The sequence below is a fragment of the Bradyrhizobium sp. HKCCYLS3013 genome, assembly GCF_051167615.1.
Taxonomy (GTDB): Bacteria; Pseudomonadota; Alphaproteobacteria; order Rhizobiales; family Xanthobacteraceae; genus Bradyrhizobium.
The window spans coordinates 305819-328246 of record NZ_JBNPTK010000007.1 but is presented as its reverse complement, the minus strand read 5'-3'; the positions used below and the strand labels follow the sequence as shown (position 1 = coordinate 328246).

Below are 22428 nucleotides of genomic sequence, written 5' to 3'. Positions count from 1 at the left end.
GGACGACACCGAATGTGAGGAGCGAGCGCTACGCTTCATGGCAGCGTCGGCACCCTGGCGTGGAAATCCGTCGCGCGCTGGAACGCGGCGCCGATGGTCAGGATGGTGGCTTCATCGAAGGAGCGGCCGATCAATTGCATGCCGACCGGAAGTCCCGTCGACGTGAAGCCGGTCGGGATCGCCAGCGACGGCAGGCCGAGATAGTTCACCGGGCGCGTGAAGCGGGTGATGCGCTGGATCACGGCTTCCGCGCCGGGCGCGCCGCCGACATCGCTGTCGGCGATCGACGGCGTCACCAGCGGCGACACCGGCGCGATCACGGCATCGACGCCGGAGGTTGCCGCGACATGCGCCGCCAGGGCCGCACCGCGCCAGCGCAACGCTTCGAGATAGGCGACGCCGGAGACGGCCAGAGCGTTCTGCAGCCGCATCAGCACCTGCGGGCCATAGTCCTGCGGACGCTCGATCATCCAGCGCTTATGGAAGGCCGCCGCTTCGACCGCGAGCACGAGCTGGCAGGCTGCGGTGAGCTGGCGCTGATCCGGCAGCTCGACCTGAACCACATCGGCACCCTCGGTCTTCAGCACCGCGATGGTCGCATCGAGACAGCGCGCCACCTCAGGATCGAGGTCGTCGACATAGAACGCCTTGGGCACACCGATCCTGAGACCCTTGATCGAGGCCTGGGTGGCGGCGACATAGTCCGACACGGGCGCCGCGCTGGCGGTGGGATCCTCGGGATCGGGACCAGCCATCAGCCCGAGAATCAGCGCACAATCCTCCGCCGTCTGCGCCAGCGGCCCGACCGTGTCGAGCGATTGCGACAGCGGCATCGCACCGGCGCGGCTGACGCGGCCCCAGGTCACCTTCAGGCCGGTGACGCCGCAGAAATTCGCGGGCATGCGGATCGAGCCGCCGGTGTCGGAGCCGAGCGCCGCGAAGGTCAGGCGCGCGCCGACCGCCGAGCCGGAGCCGGACGACGAGCCGCCGGTGACGTAGCCGAGCTTCCAGGGATTGTGCACCGGACCATAATGCGCGTTGTGCCCGGTCGGGCCGTAGGCGAATTCGGCCATCTGCAAGGTGCCGAGCCGGATCGAACCGGCATCCTTCAGCAGCTGCAGCGCGGTCGAGGTCGTCGTTGCGACGAAGTCGCGCCGGATCAGCGAGCCGCAGGTCGAGATGTGGCCGGCCTCGTAATACATGTCCTTGTGCGCGAGCGGAACGCCGTGCAGCGGCCCCTTGGGGCCGTCCTTGGCAAGCGCGGCATCGGCCTCGGCGGCGGCCTTCAGCGCCGGCTCGGACTCGATCGCCATGAAGGCGTTCAGCTTCGGCTGCCACTGCGCAATGCGATGCAGACAGGAGCGCGTCACCTCGACCGAAGAGAGCTTCCTGTCCGCGATCGCCTTCGCGACGTCCATCAGGGTCATCAAGGCAGGTTCGGTGCTCATCGGCCCACCTTCAGCGTCTGCGCCACGACGTAGCTCGCCGGCTCCAGGTCGAACGGCAGGGTGCCGGCAACGGCCGCGAAGTTGTCGAAGGCCGGTCCGATCGAGTCGGCGATCCGGGTCGCAACCTCCTTGTCGACGGGCAGGCCGGAGGCCTCCGCGATGGCTTGGACTTGCTGGGGCGTGGGTCTGGTCATTGACGCTTCTCGCTGCTGGTGTCCGCTCGTCAGGCGGCCGGCGCCCGGCTGTGTCCCGAGCCGGGGATCGCCATGTGGCAGGCGGCCTGATGGCCCATTGTATCCAGCTCCGTCAACCTTGGCGCGACATTCGCGCATGGCGCCTCGGCAAATGGACAGCGGGTGTGGAAGCGGCAGCCGGCGGGCGGATCGATCGGATTGGGCGGATCCCCGGACAGCGGCGGCACCTCCGTGCGCCTGTCGGGATCGGAGGACGGCATCGCCGCCAGCAGCGCCCGTGTATAGGGATGCGCCGGCTTGGCCCAGACCTGCTCGACCGGGCCGAGCTCGACGACCTCACCGAGATACATCACCAGCACGCGGTCGGAGATGTAGTTGATGACGTTGAGGTCGTGGCTGATGAACAGATAGGTCAAGCCGAACTCGCGTTTCAGGTCCATCAGCAGGTTCAGCACCTGCGCCTCGACCGACTTGTCGAGCGCCGACACCGCCTCATCGAGGATGACGAGCCGTGGCGAGAGAGCCAGCGCGCGCGCGATGTTGACACGCTGGCGCTGACCGCCGGAGATCTCGTGCGGATAGCGGTTGGCGAAGGTTTCAGGCCGCAGCCCGACCTTGCCGAGCAGATCGCGGGCAAGCGCGCGCGCCGCGCCATCCGCCATGCCATGCACCTTCGGCCCGAACGCGATCGACTCCTCGATCGTCAGTCGCGGATTGAGCGAAGCATAGGAGTCCTGGAACACCATCTGCATGCCGCGGCGCAGCTCGCGCAGGGACATCTCTTGGCCGACCTGCCGGCCGTCGAAGATGATCTCGCCGGCATCGCGGTCCATCAGATGCATCAGGAGCCGCGCCGTCGTCGACTTGCCACAGCCGGACTCGCCGACGATGCCGACCGTCTCGCCCTTGCCGATCGCGAACGAGACATCATCGACCGCGCGCACCGTCTTGCGCGCGCCGAACAGGCCACCGCGCACCGGGAAGTGTTTCGTGAGCCCATCAACGCGCAGCAATGGCTGCGCCTTGCCGCCGAGATCCTCGATCGGGGCAAGACCCATGACAGCTGTTGCTTCACTCATAGCGATAGACCCAGGTAGGTGCGGCAGATGCCGCTGCGCTCCCTCTCCCCGTTCTTACGGGGAGAGGGTTGGGGTGAGGGGCAGCCGCACGGGAAGTGTATGTGGTGAGACCTGTACCCCCTCACCCGGATCGCATCTTGCGATGCGATCCGACCTCTCCCCGCAGGCGGGGAGAGGTGCACTGCCGATGCCGTTCGACCGTTGTTTAAAATGGCCATGCCCATCAGCTCCGGATATCCATCGCACTGCGCAGGCCGTCGCTCAGCAGATTGAAGCAGATCGAGACCGCGAAGATCATCACGCCGGGCAGCGCCGCCACCCAGGGGTTGACGTAGATCGCGGTACGCAAGGTGTTCAGCATCAGGCCCCATTCCGGCTCCGGCGGCTTGGTACCGAGGCCGAGGAAGGAGAGACCGGCGGCGAGGATCATCGACACCGAGATCAGGCCGGTCGCGTAGACGAAGATCGGCCCGAGCACATTGCCGAGCATATGCGCGCGCATGATCGTGAAGGCATTCGCGCCGGAGGCCCGCGCAGCCTCGACAAAGTCGCGGTTTCGCACGCCCGTGGTGACGCTCTCGGCGACGCGGGTGATCTGCGGCACGAACACGATGGTCAAGGAGACAATGGAGTTGGTGATGCCGGCGCCGAGCGCGCCGGAGATCGCGATCGCCAGCAGCACCGAGGGGAACGCGTAGAACACGTCGATGGTGCGCATGATCGCGGTGTTGACCCAGCCGCCGACATAGCCGGCGACGAGGCCCAGCATGGTGCCGATGCCGAACGCGAGAATGACCGGCGACATGCCGATCAGCAGCGACAGCCGGCCGCCATAGATCAGCCGCGCCAGCATGTCGCGTCCCAGCTCGTCGGTGCCGAGCAGATAGTTCGGCGTGCCGATGTGGCGCAGGCGCCGGATCATCGAGCCCTGATAGGGATCGGCGAGATGCAGATAGGGCGCTGATAGCGCCGAGAGAAAGATCAGCAGCAGGATCGCGACGCAGACCATGCTGACCTTGTCGCGGACGATCCGGCGACCGACGGTCGCCCAATAGCCGCGTGCGTTCGCGACCGGCGCGGCCTGCAGCGAGGCGTCGTCGATGGCGCCGGGGGGACTGACGCTCATCGTTAGCCTCGCTTGATGCGCGGATCGATCGCGGCCTGCGCGATGTCGACCACGAGATTGAGGATGACGAAGAACATCGCCAGCACCAGGATCGTGCCCTGCAAGAGCGGAAGGTCACGCTGGAAGATCGCCGAGTTCAACAGCAGGCCCGAGCCGGGCCAAGAGAAGACCGTCTCGATCAGGATCGAGCCGCCCAGCATGTAGCCGAGCTGCAGGCCCATGACCGCCAGCGCGGTCGGCGCGGCGTTCTTCAGCACATGGCGGAACACCTGGGTTTCGCGCAGGCCCTTCGCGCGCAACGCCTCGACGAAATCCTGGCTGAGGATGTCGCCGGTCAGCGCGCGCACGGTGCGGGTGATGATGCCCATCGGAATCACCGATGTTGTGATCGCGGGCAGGACCAGGAAGCGGATATGGGCCCAGTCCCACGACCATGCGCCCGAGCCGGACGGACCGGCGCCAACCGCGGGCAGCCAGTTCAACTCGACCGAGAAGATGATGACCAAGACCATGCCGAGCCAGTAATGCGGCACCGACACGCCGGCGATCGCGATCGAGGTCGCGACCTTGTCGATCCAGCTGTCGCGGAAATAGCCAGCGACGAGGCCGAAAAACAGGCCGAGCGAGAAGCCGATGATGGCCGCTGCGATCGCCAGGGTCACGGTGTTGGACACCGCGCGCAGCACCTCGGCGAGCACGGGCCGGCCGGTCGCGATCGAGCTGCCGAGATCGCCATTGACGGCGCGCCACAGCCACAGCCCGAACTGCACCGGCAGCGGCTTGTCGAAGCCGTAGGCGACGCGCAGCTGCTGCGCGAGCTCCTGCGACGCGTCGGCCGGCAGCACCGCGACGAGCGGATCACCGGGCGTGATGTGAACAAGCATGAAGCAGACGAGCGCGACGCCGATGATGATCGGGATCGCATAGACCATCCGCCTGGCAGCATAAGAAAGCACGAGTCACCTTACTGAAAGTCTATCGATCGTCATGCCCGGGCTTGACCCGCCTGCGCGGCCGAAGCCGCTTCGGCGCGGCGAAGGCCCGGGCATCCACACCGCTCCCTCCGCGGGTCAAGCATGGATGGCCGGGTCAAGCCCGGCCATGATGAAGTGTAGATGGTGGATGCTTACGGCTCCACCGAGATCGGCGAGAAGTCGATGAACCAGCTCTTCGGCTGCACCACGCCTTTCACCTTCGGGCTCATCGCGCGCGGACCGACGTCATGCGCCACGTAGAGGAACGCGGCGTCATCGACCGAAGCCGCATGCAGCTCCGCCAGAGCCTTGTCACGCTCGGTGGGATCGAAGGTCTGGCGCGCCTTCTTCACCAGCTCATCGAACTTCGGATTGTTGATGAAGCCCCAATTGTTGGAGACGGGCGGCGCCATCGACGACTGCAGGAAGCGCACCAGTGCGAAGAACGGATCCATCGCAGCATAGGTCACGTTGGTGGCGTTGGCGCCGTTGGCGGACGGATCCTTAGCGCCGCGCCGCCAGTTGGTGAACAGCGTATTCCACTCGATGACGTCGAGCTTGACGTCGAAATAGCACTCCGCCAGCGCCTGCTGCAGGTATTCGTTCATCGGCAGCGGCTGCATCTGGCCCGAGCCCGACGCCGAGGTCTGGATCTTGACCTCGAGCTTCTTGTTCGGCCCGAAGCCCGCCTCCTGCATCAGCTTCTGCGCGGCCGCCTTGTCGTATTTGATCTCGAAGGTGACGTTGCCGCGCCAGGGATGGCCCTTCTCGAACGTGCCGGTCGCCGGCACCATCAGGCCGGCAAGCAGCCCGTCGCGCAGACCCTCGCGATCGACGCAGAGATTGGCGGCTTTGCGGACGCGGATGTCGTTCCACGGCGAGCCTTCGATGCGCGAGAACTGCCACGGCCAGACATGCGGCTGCTCATTGGCGTAGAGCTTGAAGCCGCGCTGCTTGATCTCGGGCAGCGCATCAGGCGCCGGCGCCTCGACCCAGTCGACCTGGCCGGACAGCAGCGCTGCGGTGCGCGCGTTCGCCTCCGGCATCGGCAGCAGGATCATCTTGTCGGACTTGGGAATGCGTGCCTTGTCCCAGTAGGCCTCGTTCCTGACGAGCTCCAGCCGCTCGCGTGGCGAGAACTTCGCCATCTTCCACGGACCGGTGCCTGAGGCGTCCTTGGCGAAGGCGGCCCAGGCGGCTTGCGACTTCGCCTTGTCGTCGGCGCCGGTCGCGGACTCATAGAGCTTCTGCCACTTGGTCGGGCTCGCCATGAACAGATTGGTGAGGTTGATCGGCAGGAAGCTGTCCGGCTCCTTGGTCGTCAGCTCGACGGTGAGATCATCGATCTTGCGCGCCGACGCCAACGTCGGCATGCGCGAGGCGGTGACGCCGACCTGGCTCGGATCGAATTGCGGCGCGTCCTGCTTCAGCACCTTCTCGACGTTCCACACCACGGCGTCGGCATTGAACGGCGCGCCGTCATGGAAGGTGACGCCGGGACGCAGCTTGAACGTCCACTTGGTCTTGTCGGACTCGTCGACCTTCCACTCGCTGGCGAGGCCGGGAATGACGACGCTCGGCTTGTCCGCCGACGACAGATCCCACATTGTCAGCGCGTCGTACATCGTGAGGCCGGTGAAACGGTTGCCCTCGAAGCCCTGATCGGGCTGGCCGAGCGTCCGCGGAATGTCTGCCGCAGTCATGCCGATGCGCAGCACCGATTCCGCGCCGGCCGTTGCCGGTAGCGCGAGGACCGCTACGGTCGTCATCATCGCGGCCGCAACGGCTGCATGTTTGTCGATTGAAGTCGCAATACGCGAGAGCACGATCTTATCTCCGATCAGCTGGCTAAATTCTGTGCAGCGTTATGCAACGGCTATGCCAGCCCTGCGCCTGACCGTGGTCCTGCGACGCGAGGTCACAACGTTTGTACTCAAATGATCCGCTTTTTGGCTTTGGCACCCGGATTGCAGGATTTTGGCATTGAATTTGATCCGGGTCCCCACGGAGCTTCATCCTGATGCGTACTAGATTGTCCCTGCTCGCCACGGCGCTTGCCCTCGGCCTCTCCATGGTTGCCGCGCGCGCCGAAACCGTCCTGCGCTACGGCATCTCAATGGCGGACATTCCGCTGACGACGGGCCAGCCCGATCGCGGCGCCGGCGCCTATCAGTTTACCGGCTACACGATCTATGATCCGCTGGTGGCCTGGGACATGAGCGTCGCCGACAAACCGGGCAAGCTCATTCCGGGCCTCGCCACCGAATGGAAGGTCAACGACGCCGACAAGACGAAGTGGCGGTTCACCCTGCGCAAGGGCGTCAAGTTCCACGATGGCAGCGACTTCAATGCCGATGCGGTGATCTGGAATCTGGACAAGGTGCTCAACGATAAGGCACCTCAGTTCGACAAGCGGCAGAGCGCGCAGGTGAAGACGCGGCTCCCATCGGTGGCGAGCTACGCCAAGATCGACGACTCCACGATCGAGATCACGACCAAGACGGTCGACTCGTTCTTCCCCTATCAGATGCTGTGGTTCCTGATTTCGAGCCCGGCGCAATACGAGAAGCTCGGCAAGGACTGGGACAAGTTCGCCAGCCAGCCCTCGGGCACCGGTCCGTTCAAGCTGACCAAGCTGGTACCGCGGGAGCTCGCGGAGCTTTCGAAGAATTCCGAATATTGGAACAAGGACCGCATCCCGAAGACGGACAAGCTCGTGCTGGTACCGATGCCGGAGGCGCTGACCCGCACCAACGCGCTGCTCGCCGGCCAAGTCGATCTGATCGAGACGCCGGCGCCCGACGCCGTGCCGCAGCTCAAGGCCGCCGGCATGAAGCTGGTCGACAACGTCACGCCGCACGTCTGGAACTATCATCTCAGCGTTCTGCCGGGATCGCCCTGGACCGACATCCGGCTGCGCAAGGCGCTCAACCTCGCGATCAATCGCGACGAGGTGGTCGGTCTGATGAACGGCCTGGCGAAGCCCGCCAAGGGCCAGGTCGACCCGTCGAGCCCGTGGTTCGGCAAGCCCACCTTCGACCTGAAATATGATCTCGCCGCAGCAAAGAAGCTGGTCGAGGATGCCGGCTACTCCAAGGACAAGCCGCTGAAGACGACCTTCATCATCGCACAGGGCGGCACGGGCCAGATGCTGTCGCTGCCGATGAACGAATATCTGCAGCAGAGCTTCAAGGAGATCGGCATCGACATCGACTTCAAGGTCGTCGAGCTGGAGACGCTGTACATGCATTGGCGCAAGGGCGCCGCCGACGAGATGAACGCCGGCATCACCGCCAACAACATCGCCTATGTGACCTCCGATCCGCTCTACGCGATCGTGCGCTTCTTCGCCTCCGACCAGATCGCGCCCACGGGCGTCAACTGGGGCGGCTACAAGAACCCGAAGGTCGATGCGCTGATCAGCGAGGCGAAGCAGACCTTCGATCCGGCGAAGCAGGACGAGCTGATCGCACAGGCGCATGCGCTGGTCGTCGACGATGCCGCGCTGGTGTGGGTCGTGCACGACACCAACCCGCACGCGCTGTCGCCCAAAGTGAAGAAGTTCGTGCAGGCCCAGCACTGGTTCCAGGACCTGACCACGATCGGCGTGGAGTAGCGGTTCGGCGCCGGTTGCCGTCGCACTCGCAAAGAAGCCCGGCCGTCTGCCGGGCTTCTTCTTCAGCACAACAGCCAATATGTCATTTGCCGACGACGAACGCGCCCGAGTCAAATTTGTATGATGCTTGGAGAAAGCCGCCGTACCGCTCGTAGCTGAATGTCGTGGGCGATCCCGGGACGCCCGGGAATTGCGTGGTCCCGGATGTCGTCCGAGCGTACCAATAGCGCCCCCCGAGACCGACGCTGAAGTTTCTCGTCACGTCGTAAGACACGATACCTTCGAGCTGATAGCCCCAGCCGTTTCCGGACTGCGGAAGCGGATTGATGTCGGGCCGCAGCCAATGATTGTCGAACCCGCTCAGCCGGACATAGGGCAGAACGGCGCCATCGAGGGTGACGTTCCAGTTCTGACCCAGATGGAAGACGCCGTTCAACCCCACACGAAGCGAGTCCCAGTTCTCGGTCTTGCTGAGCACCAGCACGCCTCCGGCAACCGGAGCGAGACCACAGATGAACGGGTTGGTCGCGACCTGAGTACATCCGTACGCGTTGACGGTCTCATAGAAATGGTTGTAGCCGATGAAGGCGCCGACCTTGAACGCAGGCCCTCTCCAGAAATTATAGCCGGCGTCGATCGTGCCGTACCACAGCCTGCCGCTGTTCACGTCGCTGACCGTGTTTGAGTATGGAATGACTGCCGGCGGATAGTCTTCGTCGTTGAGCGTGCCGCTGAAGATGTTTCCGCCGCCAGCAAAGCCCTTGGCGAAGAAGCCGACATTGTGATCGACCCTGGCGAAGCCTTCGCCGGCATGGCTGTTGAGATTCTTGTAGGTCAGCTGGGAATTGATCTGGCCTGCGACGAAAGGATCACCCAGCGTGTAACGGGTACGGCCTGAACTGTAGAAATAGCGAGCGCCGACCTCGAACTCCCACAGCGAAACCGGCGCCGGCGGCGCCTTGACCGGAAGATCCGCAGCGGACACCCCGCTGGCCCCAAGCACACACGCTGCCGCCGCGATGAGGCTGCCCCAGTGTGGCCGAGTGAAACGATATGGCGGAGCGAAACGCTTGACTGGACCCCATGCCGGCTTCTCCTTCATTGGAGCAGCCGCACTTGTATCCTCGAAAGACTGCATCAATGCCCCCCATTTGCAGCATTTTGCCACCTTAAGTGGTTCATTATTGTATTGCACGTCTATAACGAGTACAATCCGACGCACATGCTCCCGAATCTTTCCTATCCCGCTGTTGCAGCCGCGCAACAAACGCCAAGCGCTCGACATCTGCTGGATCGCGCCGACGCCGTGCCGATCCTGCAGCGCCGGAGGCGCTTTCGTTCAGTCAAACTCGTTGTCGTCACGCTCGCGCTTGCCGGCAACATCGCGGTGGTGGACGCGCAGACATCCTCCACGAAGCCTGGCAACGTCGTCGCGCCATCGCCGCTGGCGCACGAGGGAGGCAAGCCACCGCGTATCAAACGGAGCCTTCCGCCGTCGCGTCCCGCCCGCCACGCTCCCGGCACTGAGAAACGCAGCACGCGTTGCCCGCCCTATTCGGCCTATGTGATCTGCAATTGATTACCATCGTCGCCGCGCCATGCCCGTCAGCGCGGCCGGGTCCATCCTTCGACGGATTGCTACTTCGTCAACAGCGCGTAGGCGCCGTTCCAATCCTCGGGCGGCGGATCGACCCGATAGTGGCGGATGCGCGCCTCGTAGAGATCGTAGAGCTTAGCCAGCTCCTTCGCCTCGTCCTTCCTCCGCCCTCGTTCGATTGCAGCCAGCGCCTCGTCCCAGTCGCAGTTGCGATAGGCGGCCAGCATCTCGATGGTGAGGTTGCGCAGCAGCTGGAAGCGCTCGGAATGCATCACGTCCTCGCGGCCGGTGATGGCATAGATCACCTCCGGCTCGGTCTTGCCCTTCACCATGATGAAGTCGAGCTCAAGGATGGCGAGCCTGTCCTTGACTGCCATAGCCGTCGCCGAGCCGACGATGATCGGGAAGCCGTATTCCTTGGATTGTCCTTCGAGGCGGGAGGCGAGGTTGACGCTGTCGCCGAGCGCCGAATAGTTGAACTTCAGATCGGAGCCCATGTTGCCGACCACGCCGATGCCGGTGTTGAGGCCGATGCCGACCTTGAGCGGAATGTAGACGTGGCCGCCATGCGCGGCCTCCTGCTCGCGCTCGCCGTTCACCCGGTCGATCCGGTCGAGCATGTCGAGCGCGGCTTCGCAGGCGTTGATCTGATGGTCCTTGTCGGCGAGCGGCGCGTTCCAGAACGCCATGATGGCGTCGCCCATATATTTGTCGACATAGCCCTTGCGGGCGATGATGGCGTCGGTGAGCGGCGTCAGGAACCGGTTCATGAGCTGGGTCAAGCCTTGCGGATCGTGCTTGTAGCTCTCCGAGATCGTGGTGAAACCGCGCACGTCCGAGAACATGACCGTGATCTCGCGCTCCTCGCCGCCGAGCTTGGGCGGCGAGTCCGCCAACTGCTCGACCAGAACGGGCGACAGATATTGCCCGAACACGGAGCGCATCTGCCGGCGCTGCTCCTGCTCGCGGACGAAATTGGCGAAGATCAGCGTCAGGTAGACCGCGGTTGTCGACAGCATCGGATAGGTGAAGTCGATCATCAGCCGGTGCTGGGTGTAGAAGTACCAGGAGAGGCCGAGCAGCGCGCTCGCGAACAGTCCCCCAACCATCACCAGGGTGATGGCGCCGAGCTGCGGCGCGAACACAATGACGAGAAAACCGAGCAGGACGGCCCCAAGGAACTCGACCACAACGCCCCAATAAGGCCGTGTCAGAATTGAGCCTGTCAGCACCGACTCCAGCACCTGGGCGTGTACCTCGACGCCCGGCATGGCCGAGTACACCGGAGTGGTCTTGATGTCGTTCAACCCGATGGCGGACGGGCCTATCAGGATCAGCTTCCGCGCAATCTTCTCCGGTGACACGCGGCCCTCGAGCACGTCGATGGCAGAGACATAGATGGATGGATCATGATTGGCGTAGTGCACCCAGATCTTGCCGTTGCCGTCGGTCGGAATCTGAAACCCACGCAGGCCAAGGCTGGTGATGCCGCCCTCCTCAGCCTTGACGAACACCGTGTCCGTGGCGGTCAGAACCCGCAGCATCTCGAAGCTCAGCGCCAGCATCGTGACGTCCTGTGCCCGCATGATCATCGGCACCCGGCGGATGATGCCGTCGCGCTCGGGCGGGATCGTGAACAGGCCACGCCCCGCCGCCGCATGCTCGATCACCGGCACGTTGCGCAGCAGCCCAGGAAACGGCTCCATGAACGGGATCGGGTCACCCAGCATCGCAAAGCCGGTCACGGGCAGTGTCTTGTCCAGATCGGTGCGCTTCTCGAGGCTGGCCGTCTCACCGAGCACGATGCGCGATCTTCGCAAGGTCTCGGCGAACACCTGATCGTTTGACGGCAACGCCTTCAGCTTCTCACGTGTCACCTCATCCAGACCGGGGAAGGTATCCGCCGCGATAGCCGGATTGAGCCGGTCGGGCTCGGCAAACACGACGTCGAAGGCGATGACAAGGGCGCCGAGCTGGGTCAGTTTCTCGATGATCTCGGCGATGCGCGTCCGCGGCCATGGCCACTGGCCGAGCTTGGGATCAGCGAGGCTCTTCTCGTCGATGTCGACAATGGTGACCGGGCGAACCGTCTTGGGCCGCGGACTGAGCGCCTGGAAATTATCGAAGGTGCGAAGACGCAACTCCTGCACCAGGGCCGGATCAGCGACGCGCAGCGCCGCGAACGCGACCAGCAGCAGCAGGCAGATCAGGCGCGCATAGCCAAACCTGCGTGCAAACCACCGGGGAACTGCTCTCAATCGCTTCATGCAGCAACCGATATCACACCGTGGCCTGCAGCCCGAACGCCGCGGACTCAGACCAGGTGAAAGCCGTCGTGATGCGCCTTGAATTGATCCAGCGTCACGCCCTTGAGCGTGAGCGTATCATGCGCCGCATCGGTGATGACGGTGTCGTGGCCGTTGTTGGCCGACTGCGCGGCGGCCACCATCGCGTCCACGCTGGCGAACAGCGAATGATCGAGCTCGACGATGTCCTTGTTGAGATCGAAATCGCCGATCGTGGCGCTGCCGAAATGCGGATTGAAGACGAAGGTGTCGTTACCGCCCTTGCCGAAGATCGTGACACCGCCGCCGACATTGACGAAATTGTCGTTCTGATCGGTGCCGTTGATCGTCGAGGCGCCGTTGCCGGCCAACGTGACGGTCAGTGCCTTGCTCGCAGTGCCGCCGTGGCCGTCGCTGACCTCCGCCTGATAGGTCACGGTCAGCGTGTCGCCGGGATTGAGGAAATCCAGGTTCACGTCGGCCGGATGATACGTCCAGTGCAGGACATCGGCACCGCCATCGGATGTCGCGCTGTCGAAGGTGATCGCGTGGGCATCGGCCAGCGCCTGGACATGGGCATTCGAGGGCAGGCTGAGAGAGCCATTGTATTTGATCACGCCATTGTCGTGCACCGAAGCGGTCAGCGTGTCGCCGACATCCTTGTCGAGCACCGTCAAGGTGCCGGACATGTCGCTCGCCAATTTCACCGGCTGATCGGCGATGGTGCCCGCCGAGACGTTGTCGAGCTCGAACGCATTCTGGCTGCTGGCGAGCACCACCTTGTTGAACGGCGACAGCCCGAGAAACTCGACATAGCCGTTCGAGGCCAGCGACGCCTGCCCGCCATTGGCGAGCAGCGGCGCGACGTCGCTGCCCGAGTAGGACGCCACCAGCTTGTTGCCGTTGTAGAACGAGATGCTGTTGTAGCTGTCGACCGACCCCCAATACAGCCCGAAGCTGTTCTTGACGCTGTCAAAGGTGATCGTCTCCTGGGCTTGGCTGCCGATGCTGAGATAGTTGGTCTTGTCCGCCCCGTCGACCATGTAGGGCGCCGCGGATACCGGCGACGAGCCGTGCACGATTCCCGCATTGCCGGAGGCCGTGAACGTCGCGTGCAGCGCCTGGCTGTAGAAGCTGCCGTGGCCGCGTCCGTTGTCGGAGATCGCGCCTTCCGACACGTGATCGAACGTCTCGGTGGGCATGCCCTCCGTGTTCGTTTTGGCGGAGCTCGCCAGCACCCTCGCCTGCTCTGCCAAGATGACAGTCTGGACCGGCGGGTTCGTCTCACCGGTGATGACGGGCGCATCCTCGGCACCATTGACGGTGATGGTGACGGGCACCTCGACCACGCCGCCATGGCCGTCATCGATGGCAACCGTGTAGGTCAGCGTCACCTGCTGGCCGACGCCGAGGTAGTCGAACGCCTTGTCGCCGGCAGCGAAGCTCCAGGCCTGCGATCCCGTCCCCTTGCCGGATTCGGTGAGCGCGCCGAGCGACAGCCAGCTCTTGAGCACGGACATGTCCGACGGCAGGCCGCCGTCGTTACCCGAGGTCGCGACGTCGCCGATCACCTTCAGGACATGCGTGTCGGTGATATCAGCGTCCGTGAAAGTGATGGTGCCGCTCGCGGTGTCGGGCAGGTCCGAGCCGGAGCTGGCCGTACGCTCCGCGACGACGGCCGCCTGCGCTTCGCTCGTCACGACCGGCAGATCGTTAGTGCCGGTGATCGTGACGACGACGTCCGCGGCCACCATTCGGCCCTGGTGATCATCAACCTGAACCGTGGTGGTCACTGTGACGGTCTGGCCGGCACCGAGAAAATCCAGCTTCCCGTCAGCAATGGCATAGGCCCAGTCGATCTTGCCATTATTGGTATTGCCGTCCTGGCTGAGTTGCAGGGCGTGTTCGAGCGCAGCGATCTGATCCGAGCTCAGCCGGCTCGACAGATCGGTCTGGTCGGCCGCAGTCCAGGTCACCCTTTGCGTGCCGATCGATGCGGTGGGCCGATCGGTCAGGTCGACATCGGCGAAATGAATGTGTCCCTTGGCGACCTGCGGATCGGATGCCCCGGTCTGCGCTGCCGCTTCTGTGATCGCACCCGGCTGGCCGGCATCTGCGATCACCGGCGCGTCGTCCTTGGCCGTCAACGTGATCAGCGTTCCGCCATTCGCGTCTTTGCTGCCGGCGAAATGCAGGCCGCTGAAATTGCCGACGAGGGTCAGAGCGATGCTGTGCCCTTCACCGTCGATCACGGTGAGCACGCCCGTTTCGGCATCATAGGACGCCGTCGTCGCGTCACTCCATTTGATCGTCTGGAGATCGATCTTGTCGTCTGCTCCGAGGCCGGCGAGTTTGGCGGAGAAGCTGGCGTCGTCGATGACGATCTCGCTGCTTCCTTCGCTGCTGAAGTCGATGACCTGATCGACGTGGCCATCGACGGTCAGCGTCGCGCCGGCATCCACCTTGATCAGCCCCGAGCCGGTGACATCCCCGTTGATCTCGAACGTCCCGGCCGTGATCTCGATCGTGCCGTCGTTGTAGATGGTTCCGCTGAGTCCGCTCGCGCCGCTCGCCGTGATCGTCCCATAGATATAGAGACTGCCATCACCGCTCACCGCAGTGCCGGCGAGATCGAGCGTCGCACCGAGATCGACGGTCATTTTGCCGACATTGTCGACGTCCACGCCCGAAAGGGTCACGACATCGTGGCCGGCAATCTCCAACGTGCCGGCGATCCGAATGTCCAACGTGCCGCCGGTGATCGTCGTGCTTCCATCGAGCACCAGGGTCGACGCCACCGGGACCACACCGTCCTCATCGATGATGATCTGGCCGCCGGTGTTGTCGATGGTGACATTGTCGAAGGTCGTCGCCGCCTCGGTCTCGACATGCACGATGCCGCGGTTGACGAGATCGCCGCCGGTGATCGTGCTGTGCTCGATCAGCAGCAGCGCGGCTTCGTCCACCTGGACCGTGCCGGAATTGTCGACGGTGACACCGACCAGGCTCGCGCCCGCCTCCGATGCGACCTCGAGCGTCGATCCGTCGCCGATCGTGACGCCGGCATCGCTCAACGACGCGCCACCCTGGACGGTGAGGATGGCCGTCATCTCCGCAAGCGGACCGGTCTCACCGATCAGCAGCGCACCGCCCGCGACGGCGCTGCCGTCGATCGTGCTGTCGCCGTCGACGGAGATCGTCCCGTGATTGCTGATGGTCCCACCGGCGATGCTCGTGCCGCTCAGCGAGAGCGCACCGCTCAGCGCAATGGTAATTACGGCAGCGTTCGCATTCGTGATCGTCTCGTCTTCGAATGCATTGCCAGTGCCGGATAAGGCGACGATGCCGGAATTGTCGAGCGTGCCGCCGATCAGCGCGGCTGCGCCGGTCAGGGCGACGGTACCACCGGACTCGTTGGTCAACGTGCCGCCGCTGACGCGCGACTGCGAGAGGGTCAGCATCGCACCGTCTTCGACCGTAATTGTACCGTCGGTATTGTCGACGCTGGTGTCGTCGTCGAGCGCGAGCGCGCCATCCGGCTTGATGTCGATCAGGCCGACGTTGGTGACGAACTCATTCGAGATGGCATTTCCGGCACCAGACACATCGATCGTGCCGAAATTGGTCAGTTCGCCATTGCTGATCTCGGCCCCGTCTTTCAGGGCGAGCAGGCCGTTGGCTTGCGGTGGCGTCTGCCCACCTTCGTCCAGCGTGCCGATATTCTGAACGATCGGCACGCCATCGATCAGGATGGTGCCGCCGTCGATGCTGCCGCCGTCGAGTGTCAGGGTGGCGCCCAGGTCGACCCTGATCAAGCCGGAGCTGTCCTCATCGGCATTCGCGACGTTGCCATGCACGGTCAGCGTGCCAGCCGACAGCTCGACCGTCCCGGTGTTGATGATGCTGGCCGCAGCCCCGAAGACGCCGCCGCCATCCAGCACCACAGCGCCGGCATTGTGCAGCTCGCTCTGGTCCAGCATCTGCGCCGAACCATTCACCGTAATCGTGGCGCCCGAGAAGTTAACGATGCGAGAGTCGGCCTTGGCCGTCAGCGCGCCGCCGATCGTCAGCAAGCCGTGATTGTCGAGTTCGGGGACGGCGCCGCCGCCAAAGTCATTCAGCGTGACCGATTTGGCGGAGGCGTAGGCGCCGTCATCGATCCTCACCGGGAAGGCCGGCGTCAGGCCGTGCAGCTGATCGGTGATGATGATGACGTCATCATCGGCGGTCGGAGCCAGACCGGTTGCCCAGTTCGCGCCGTCGCTCCACAGATGAACCCCCCCGCCGCTGCTCTCGCCAGGCTGCGTCGTGGCAATCCAGACCACCGCCGGATCGTCGGTGCCGGTGATCGTGACCGTGACCGTCTGCGTCGATGTCGCGCCTTGCGAGTCCGTCACGGTCACCGTGTAGGTGAGCGTCAGCGTCTGGCCTGCGGGGATGAAATCCGCGACATAGACCGGCAGGCTGGCGAAGCTCCAATTGATCTTGCCGGTGCCGCTCCCGGTGCTGTCGGAGGCCAGTGATGCCGTCAGCGCCTGTTCGAACAGCGCCAGTGGGGCCGGCGGAATGCTGCCGCCGCCTTCCAGAACCGCGCCGGTCAGCTTGGCCGAGACGGTATGGCTGTCGGTGAGGTCGACATCCTTGAAGGTCAGCGTGCCCGAGGTCGGATCGTCCGAGGTCAGCGGCCCGCCGGGCACGCTGGTGCCGCCCTCGAACGCGATCGTCTGCACGGTTGCGACGATCTCGGGCTTGTCATTGGTGCCCGTCACCGTGATCGTGATCGGCACCACGGTGAATTCATTGGACGGCGCGAAATTGTTGTCGACGCGTACGAGGTAGGTCAGCGTAAGCGTCTCGCCGGCCGCCAGAAAGTCGAAGTAGTTGTCGGGAACGCTGTAGGTCAGCGTCGCCGTGCCATAGTTCTTGTTGTTCGGATCTGGCGTGACCGCGATCTTCACGGCCGTCGCCATGACGTCCTGCAGTTGCAGGGCGTTCAACGAGCCCGTGACATCAGTCTGCTGCGCACTCTTGTAGGCATAGGACTTGAAGCTCACCGACACCGTCGGCCGGTCGATGCCGTTGATGTCGACGAAATTGATGCGGCTGAGAACGGTGTCGAGATCGGTGCCGTTCCCGGTCTGACCGGCACGCTCCATCAATCCGAAGGCCGTCGTCAGCCGGCCGCCAGCATCGAGAATCCTGACGTCCGGCGGACCTGGGATGTGCGACGGCTGCTCGCCGGTCTGGCCAGTCCCGGTCGTCGGGCCGGAGTCGTCGACCACGCGAACCACCGGCGTTGCGCTGGTGCCGTTGGGCAAGGTCAGCGGCGTCAGCGTCTGCGGCACCCCGATATCGGTGAAGTGGGTGTTCGACTTCGGATTGGTGTTGTCGGTGAACTTGATCGAGAAGACGTCGTTGATGAGCTTCTGGATGTCCGGCGTGAGCGGGACAGCGCTCTGATTCACGATTCCGTTGCTGATCTGGATCTGCTGTCCGGCCTGATTCACCACGGCGATCGGCTGCAGCGTCGTCTTGTCGAACAGGACGTAGGAGCCGGTGTGGCCGTCCGGCTCGACCAGCACCTGGAACTTGGCATCGGGCAGACTGCCCTGCCCCGGCACTGTGAAATCAATCTCGACCAGCACCGCCGTGCCGCGAATGCCCATGGTCGCCACGGGCGTGTCGACCTTCATGTCGCCGTGCTTGGCGGTCTCGCCGGCCACGAACGAGATCGTGCCGGCGACGAGGCTGATCAGCGAGGAATTGTTCGACCCGTTGGGGTCGTACACCATCTCATTCAGCACCATCCGCGCATTGGACGACAGGCCGAACACGGTGCCGTCGATGAAGGTGATGCCGAGCGTCGAATCCGATCCGGACTGGACGACGTCGCCCTTCTCGACGTTGTCGCCGTTGTGCAGGAGAATCGAAACGCCGTTGCGGATGACCGTCGCGGTGCCCTGCAGCTTGGTCACATGGCCGATGACCTTGCTCACGCTCGCAGCCGCCCCGGCCTGGCTGACCTGCACCGCGCCGGAGAGCGCATTGACGAGGTCGCCGGTCAGATGCGCACCATCGGGTGACGCCAGGGGCGCCCGTTTCTCGCCCTTGAAATAGTCGGGCAGCACCATCTCGCGCCCATCGGACGAGAGGATCAGATCGAGGCCGGACCGCTTGAAATCGGCGTTGAACAGAAAATGCGCGTCCGGAACGACGATCGCGTCCGTCGGCGCATGGGCGTGCGGCGCCTCCAGCCGCACGTGACCGTGCGAGGAGGCGCCCCGGCCGTCGGAGAAAAGCGCGGCGTCAGAATTGCCAGCGTAATTCACGGGGCCACCGACTATGGTTAATGAATACATAAGAATGAGTGTTCAAGGCGTGCATATCACTGGCAAGTGTCTGGCGGAACCACCTTCAGCTTGTGCTTCAGGTGGCCAAAAACGGCGGCTTCCGCGGGATCGCTACGATGTTGTCGAGTTTCTGCCCTCTTTACAGCTGGCTCCGGGCGGAACCGGCCAAGTCAAAATTCATGTCTCTCCAGAAAATATAAGTAACTCCAAGTATTCATAGACCAGCCAATACCTTTGCCGACACCGACATCCGCACCGGCTTACCCCTGACAACGGATTTCAAGTGCAGGACTGTGGGTGGGAGAACAAGAATCGACGAATTGCATTAATTTGGCGGGAGCGGCGGCTGAGTTCAAAGCACAACTTCACCGCGAACCTTTCCGACCTTCGCGACCATCGCTCAGCTTTCGCTAAGATTTGTCGCATCGGAGCAACACAACGTTCAGCGTAAATCCTGCGATTTGATCGCCCGCGTGCCGGTTTTAAGCAGAGGCCAAGCCTCCACATCCATGCTGACCGCCAACAAGCATCCGGTTCCGTCAGGCGCTGCATCGCGCCGACCGAGATCCGGGCACGGGGCGTCACATGAATTTTCTCGCGCTGATGCGCGCATCGCTGGCGGCCGCGGCCGCCAGCGCCGCCATGTGGATCGGCAGTCCGGCGAGCGCCGGTCCTGCCGCGCGGCCATTGGGGCTCGCCGCCATCGAGGATGCGGAGCCTTTCGCCCTGCCGCGGGTGGTCCTCGATGCCGGCGCGTTGCGCGACAAGTGGCTGGCGCTCGCGCGCAAGCTCGAGGACGAGCGCGTGCAGCTTGCGCTGTGCGATGGCGACCGCGAGCGCTGCGTTTCCCCCGCCGCCCTCAGCCTGCTCACGATCATCGATCAGGGCCGTCTCCGCGAGGGGCGGGCACGGCTCGGCCAGATCAATCGCGCGATCAACCTGGCCATCCGCCCCGCCAGCGACCTCGCTCAATATGGCCAGATGGATGTCTGGGCCTCTCCTCTCGTGACGTTCGAGCACCGGGCCGGCGACTGTGAGGACTACGCGATCGCCAAGTTCGTCGCGCTTCAGATGGCCGGCATTGCCGCCGACGATCTGCGGATCGTGATCCTGCACGACGTCGTCCGCGGCGAAGATCACGCCGTCGCGGCCGCGCGTCTCGACGGGCGCTGGCTCATGCTCGACAATCAGCGCATGGCGATGGTCCAGGACAGCGACGCGCGGCAGGTTCGGCCGCTGTTCGTGATCGACGAGACCGGCATCTCCCGGTATCAGCCGTTGCCGCTGATGGCGGAGGCCCGGGTGCTGTCGCCTGAGAGCACGGGTTCCGTGAACCATTGACCATCGCCCGCAGCGGTGCAGCTCTCCAGTGGCGCAGGACCACGGCGGGAGCGCGGAATTGGTCGGCACCGCTGGTCCGTTCACCACGCCGCAACGAGTTGCATCCACATTGCAGACGCCAACCGAACGAGGCGATAGTGCCGTCATGATCCCAGGCAGCCCCGCCCTCGCCGTGCGAGGACTGACGAAATGTTTCGAGCGGCCGGCGGTCGATGCGCTCGACCTCGTGGTGCGCTCGGGTGAATTCTACGCACTGGTCGGCCCGAACGGCGCCGGCAAGACGACCACGCTGCGCATGGTCGCGGGCCTGCTGCGGCCGGATGCCGGGCGGATCGAGATCTTCGGCATCGACGCGCTGCGCGACCCGATCGCGGCCAAGCAGGTGATGGCCTGGGTCTCCGACGAGCCCATGATCTACGACAAGCTCACGCCGCTCGAATATCTCGAATTCGTCGCCGGACTGTGGGGCATCGATCCCGCGAGATCAGGTGAGGCGGCAACCGAGCTTCTGGTCTCGCTCGGGCTGGAGCCGCATCTGCACGAGCGCTGCGAAGGCTTCTCCAAGGGCATGCGCCAGAAGGTGGCGCTCGCCGGCGCGCTGATCCACGACCCGCGGCTGATCATCCTGGACGAGCCGCTGACCGGCCTGGACGCGGTGTCGGCGCGGCACGTCAAGGGCCTGCTGGCCGAGCGCGTCCGCCGCGGCGGCACGGTGATCATGACCACGCACATTCTCGAAGTCGCCGAGCGCATGGCCGACCGGATTGGCGTCATCGCCGCCGGACGCGTCGTCGCCGAGGGCACGCTCGCCGAGCTCCGCCAGCAGAACGGGCGCACCGACACCAGCCTGGAGGAGCTGTTCATCGCGCTGGTCGACGTCGAGTCCGCGGCATGACGCGGGCGGCGACGCTCGCCTGGTTCGCCCGTCACGAGCTCCGGCTCGCCTGGCGGGAATGGCTCGGCATGATCACGGCCGGCCGGCGGCGCCGCACGCGGGCCGCCATCATCGGTCTCGTGCTGTTCGGCGCCCTCATGCATCTGCCGGCCTGGGTCGTGGTCGGCCGCTACGCCGATCTCGCGCCGCCGCTCGACAAGACCGCGCTGATCGTCATCACCGCGACCATCATGCTGTCCTGGGCCTTGATGCTGTCGCAGGCGATCGAGTCCGTCACCCGCGTGTTCTACGCCCGAGCCGACCTCGATCTCATCATGTCGTCGCCGGTGCGGCTGGCCGAGATCTTCTCCGTCCGGATCGCGGCGATCGCGCTCTCCGTGACCAGCATGGCGCTGCTGCTCGCGACCCCCTTCGTCGACGTGCTCCTGATCGAGGGTGGCGCGCGCTGGCTCGCGGCGTTCGTCGTGGTCGCAGCCGTCGGCCTGTCGGCGGCGGCTATCGCCATCGCCATCACGATCGTCCTGTTCCGCCTGATCGGCCCGGCGCGAACGCGGCTGGTCGCCCAGATCCTGGCGGCCGTGATCGGCGCCGGCTTCGTCATCGTGCTGCAGATCGCTGCGATCGTCTCCTATGGCACGCTGTCGCGCTTCGCCGTCCTCACCTCGGATGCCGCGGCCACCATCGCGCCCGATCCCGACAGTCTTGTCTGGCTGCCGGCCCGAGCGGCGCTCGGCGACGGCCAGGCGCTGCTGATTCTGCTGGCCACCGGACTGCTGCTGCTCGGCGTCGTCATGATCATGTTCTCGCCGCGTTTCGCCGACACCGCGATCAGCGCCGCGGCCCAGGGCGTCTCCAGCCGCGCCGGCGCACGCGTCAGGTCGTTTCGCGGCGGCTCGCGGCAGCAGGCGCTGCGGCGCAAGGAGTTCATGCTGCTGCGGCGCGATCCCTGGCTGATCTCGCAGACGCTGATGCAACTGCTCTATCTGGTGCCTCCGGCGCTGCTGCTGTGGCGCAGCTACTCCGACAGCTCGCAGGCGGTGTTCCTGATCACGCCGGTCGTCGTGATGGCGGCGGGCCAGCTCGCGGGCGGCCTCGCCTGGCTCACCATCTCCGGCGAGGACGCGCCCGAACTGGTGGCGACGGCGCCGCTGCCGGGGACGCGCATCGTGCGCGCCAAGGTCGAGGTCGTGCTGATCACGATCGCAATGATCTTTGCGCCTCTCGTGCTCGCGCTCGGCTGGGTCGCGCCGGCGCAGGCGGTGGTCACAGCCGTTGCCGTTCTGGTTGCGACCGTCTCCTCCACGGCCATCCAGCTCTGGTTCCGGATCCAGGCGCGGCGCAGCCAGTTCCGGCGCCGCCAGACCTCGTCGCGGCTGGCGACCTTTGCCGAGGCCTTCTCCTCGATCGGCTGGGCGGCGACCGCGGCGCTGGCGCTCGCGCTGCCCGAGGCTGCGATCGTCTGCGGCCTGATGACCGCGGGCCTCTTGCTCGCGGCCTGGAAGCTGAGCCCGGCACGGACCTGA

Annotated in this window: 14 protein-coding genes; 5 read left to right on the top strand and 9 right to left on the bottom strand. The window is 64.8% G+C overall.

Annotation, left to right across the window (positions count from 1 at the left end; translation table 11 throughout):
- Positions 1 to 35: 35 nt before the first annotated feature.
- The 6 genes from ACQR1F_RS16075 to ACQR1F_RS16050 all read right to left on the bottom strand — a co-directional run bounded on the left by ACQR1F_RS16075 (position 36) and on the right by ACQR1F_RS16050 (position 6593).
- Entirely contained in the window at positions 36 to 1448 is a 1413-nt protein-coding gene (locus tag ACQR1F_RS16075) for an amidase (RefSeq protein ID WP_434890284.1), read from the bottom strand.
- Complete coding sequence (locus tag ACQR1F_RS16070; RefSeq protein WP_315805217.1) at positions 1445 to 1642, bottom strand: hypothetical protein; 198 nt, start codon at positions 1640 to 1642, stop codon at positions 1445 to 1447. Before ACQR1F_RS16070 ends, ACQR1F_RS16075 begins: the two co-directional genes overlap by 4 nt.
- A gap of 29 nt (positions 1643 to 1671) precedes the next feature.
- On the bottom strand, positions 1672 to 2721 hold the full coding sequence (locus tag ACQR1F_RS16065) for an ABC transporter ATP-binding protein (protein ID WP_315805218.1): 1050 nt from the start codon (positions 2719 to 2721) through the stop codon (positions 1672 to 1674).
- A gap of 223 nt (positions 2722 to 2944) precedes the next feature.
- Positions 2945 to 3847, bottom strand: coding sequence for an ABC transporter permease (locus ACQR1F_RS16060; protein WP_316216678.1), 903 nt, complete (start codon positions 3845 to 3847; stop codon positions 2945 to 2947).
- 2 nt (positions 3848 to 3849) lie between these two features.
- Positions 3850 to 4803, bottom strand: a complete 954-nt coding sequence (locus ACQR1F_RS16055) for an ABC transporter permease (RefSeq protein ID WP_315805220.1) — start codon at positions 4801 to 4803, stop codon at positions 3850 to 3852.
- 170 nt (positions 4804 to 4973) lie between these two features.
- Positions 4974 to 6593: an ABC transporter substrate-binding protein gene (locus ACQR1F_RS16050; RefSeq protein WP_434913440.1), complete on the bottom strand. Its 1620-nt coding sequence runs from the start codon at positions 6591 to 6593 to the stop codon at positions 4974 to 4976.
- 248 nt (positions 6594 to 6841) lie between these two features.
- On the opposite strand from ACQR1F_RS16050, the gene ACQR1F_RS16045 reads away from it, so the two are divergent.
- A complete protein-coding gene (locus tag ACQR1F_RS16045; RefSeq protein ID WP_434913439.1) occupies positions 6842 to 8437 on the top strand; it encodes an ABC transporter substrate-binding protein in 1596 nt (531 codons plus the stop codon).
- Between the two features lie 82 nt (positions 8438 to 8519).
- On the opposite strand, the gene ACQR1F_RS16040 is transcribed toward ACQR1F_RS16045, so the two are convergent.
- The gene (locus ACQR1F_RS16040; protein ID WP_315805223.1) at positions 8520 to 9539 is read right to left on the bottom strand and encodes a hypothetical protein; all 1020 of its coding nucleotides are present in this window, start codon (positions 9537 to 9539) and stop codon (positions 8520 to 8522) included.
- An 87-nt stretch (positions 9540 to 9626) separates the two neighbouring features.
- Here ACQR1F_RS16040 and ACQR1F_RS16035 point away from each other — a divergent pair, with 87 nt between their 5' ends.
- The gene (locus ACQR1F_RS16035; RefSeq protein WP_434913438.1) at positions 9627 to 10016 is read left to right on the top strand and encodes a hypothetical protein; all 390 of its coding nucleotides are present in this window, start codon (positions 9627 to 9629) and stop codon (positions 10014 to 10016) included.
- Between the two features lie 59 nt (positions 10017 to 10075).
- Here the strand turns inward: ACQR1F_RS16035 and ACQR1F_RS16030 are convergent, their stop codons facing one another.
- Together ACQR1F_RS16030 and ACQR1F_RS16025 are read right to left on the bottom strand one after the other, a co-directional pair.
- Positions 10076 to 12301: a CHASE2 domain-containing protein gene (locus ACQR1F_RS16030; RefSeq protein ID WP_315805225.1), complete on the bottom strand. Its 2226-nt coding sequence runs from the start codon at positions 12299 to 12301 to the stop codon at positions 10076 to 10078.
- 47 nt (positions 12302 to 12348) lie between these two features.
- Complete coding sequence (locus ACQR1F_RS16025) at positions 12349 to 18648, bottom strand: Npun_F0296 family exosortase-dependent surface protein (protein ID WP_434913437.1); 6300 nt, start codon at positions 18646 to 18648, stop codon at positions 12349 to 12351.
- 606 nt (positions 18649 to 19254) lie between these two features.
- Here ACQR1F_RS16025 and ACQR1F_RS16020 point away from each other — a divergent pair.
- From ACQR1F_RS16020 to ACQR1F_RS16010, 3 genes are all read left to right on the top strand, one after another.
- Positions 19255 to 20010, top strand: coding sequence for a transglutaminase-like cysteine peptidase (locus tag ACQR1F_RS16020; RefSeq protein WP_434913436.1), 756 nt, complete (start codon positions 19255 to 19257; stop codon positions 20008 to 20010).
- Positions 20011 to 20155: 145 nt separating this feature from the next.
- Complete coding sequence (locus ACQR1F_RS16015; RefSeq protein ID WP_316182836.1) at positions 20156 to 20905, top strand: ABC transporter ATP-binding protein; 750 nt, start codon at positions 20156 to 20158, stop codon at positions 20903 to 20905.
- The gene (locus tag ACQR1F_RS16010; protein ID WP_434913435.1) at positions 20902 to 22428 is read left to right on the top strand and encodes a permease; all 1527 of its coding nucleotides are present in this window, start codon (positions 20902 to 20904) and stop codon (positions 22426 to 22428) included. The genes ACQR1F_RS16015 and ACQR1F_RS16010 overlap by 4 nt, the downstream gene beginning before the upstream one ends.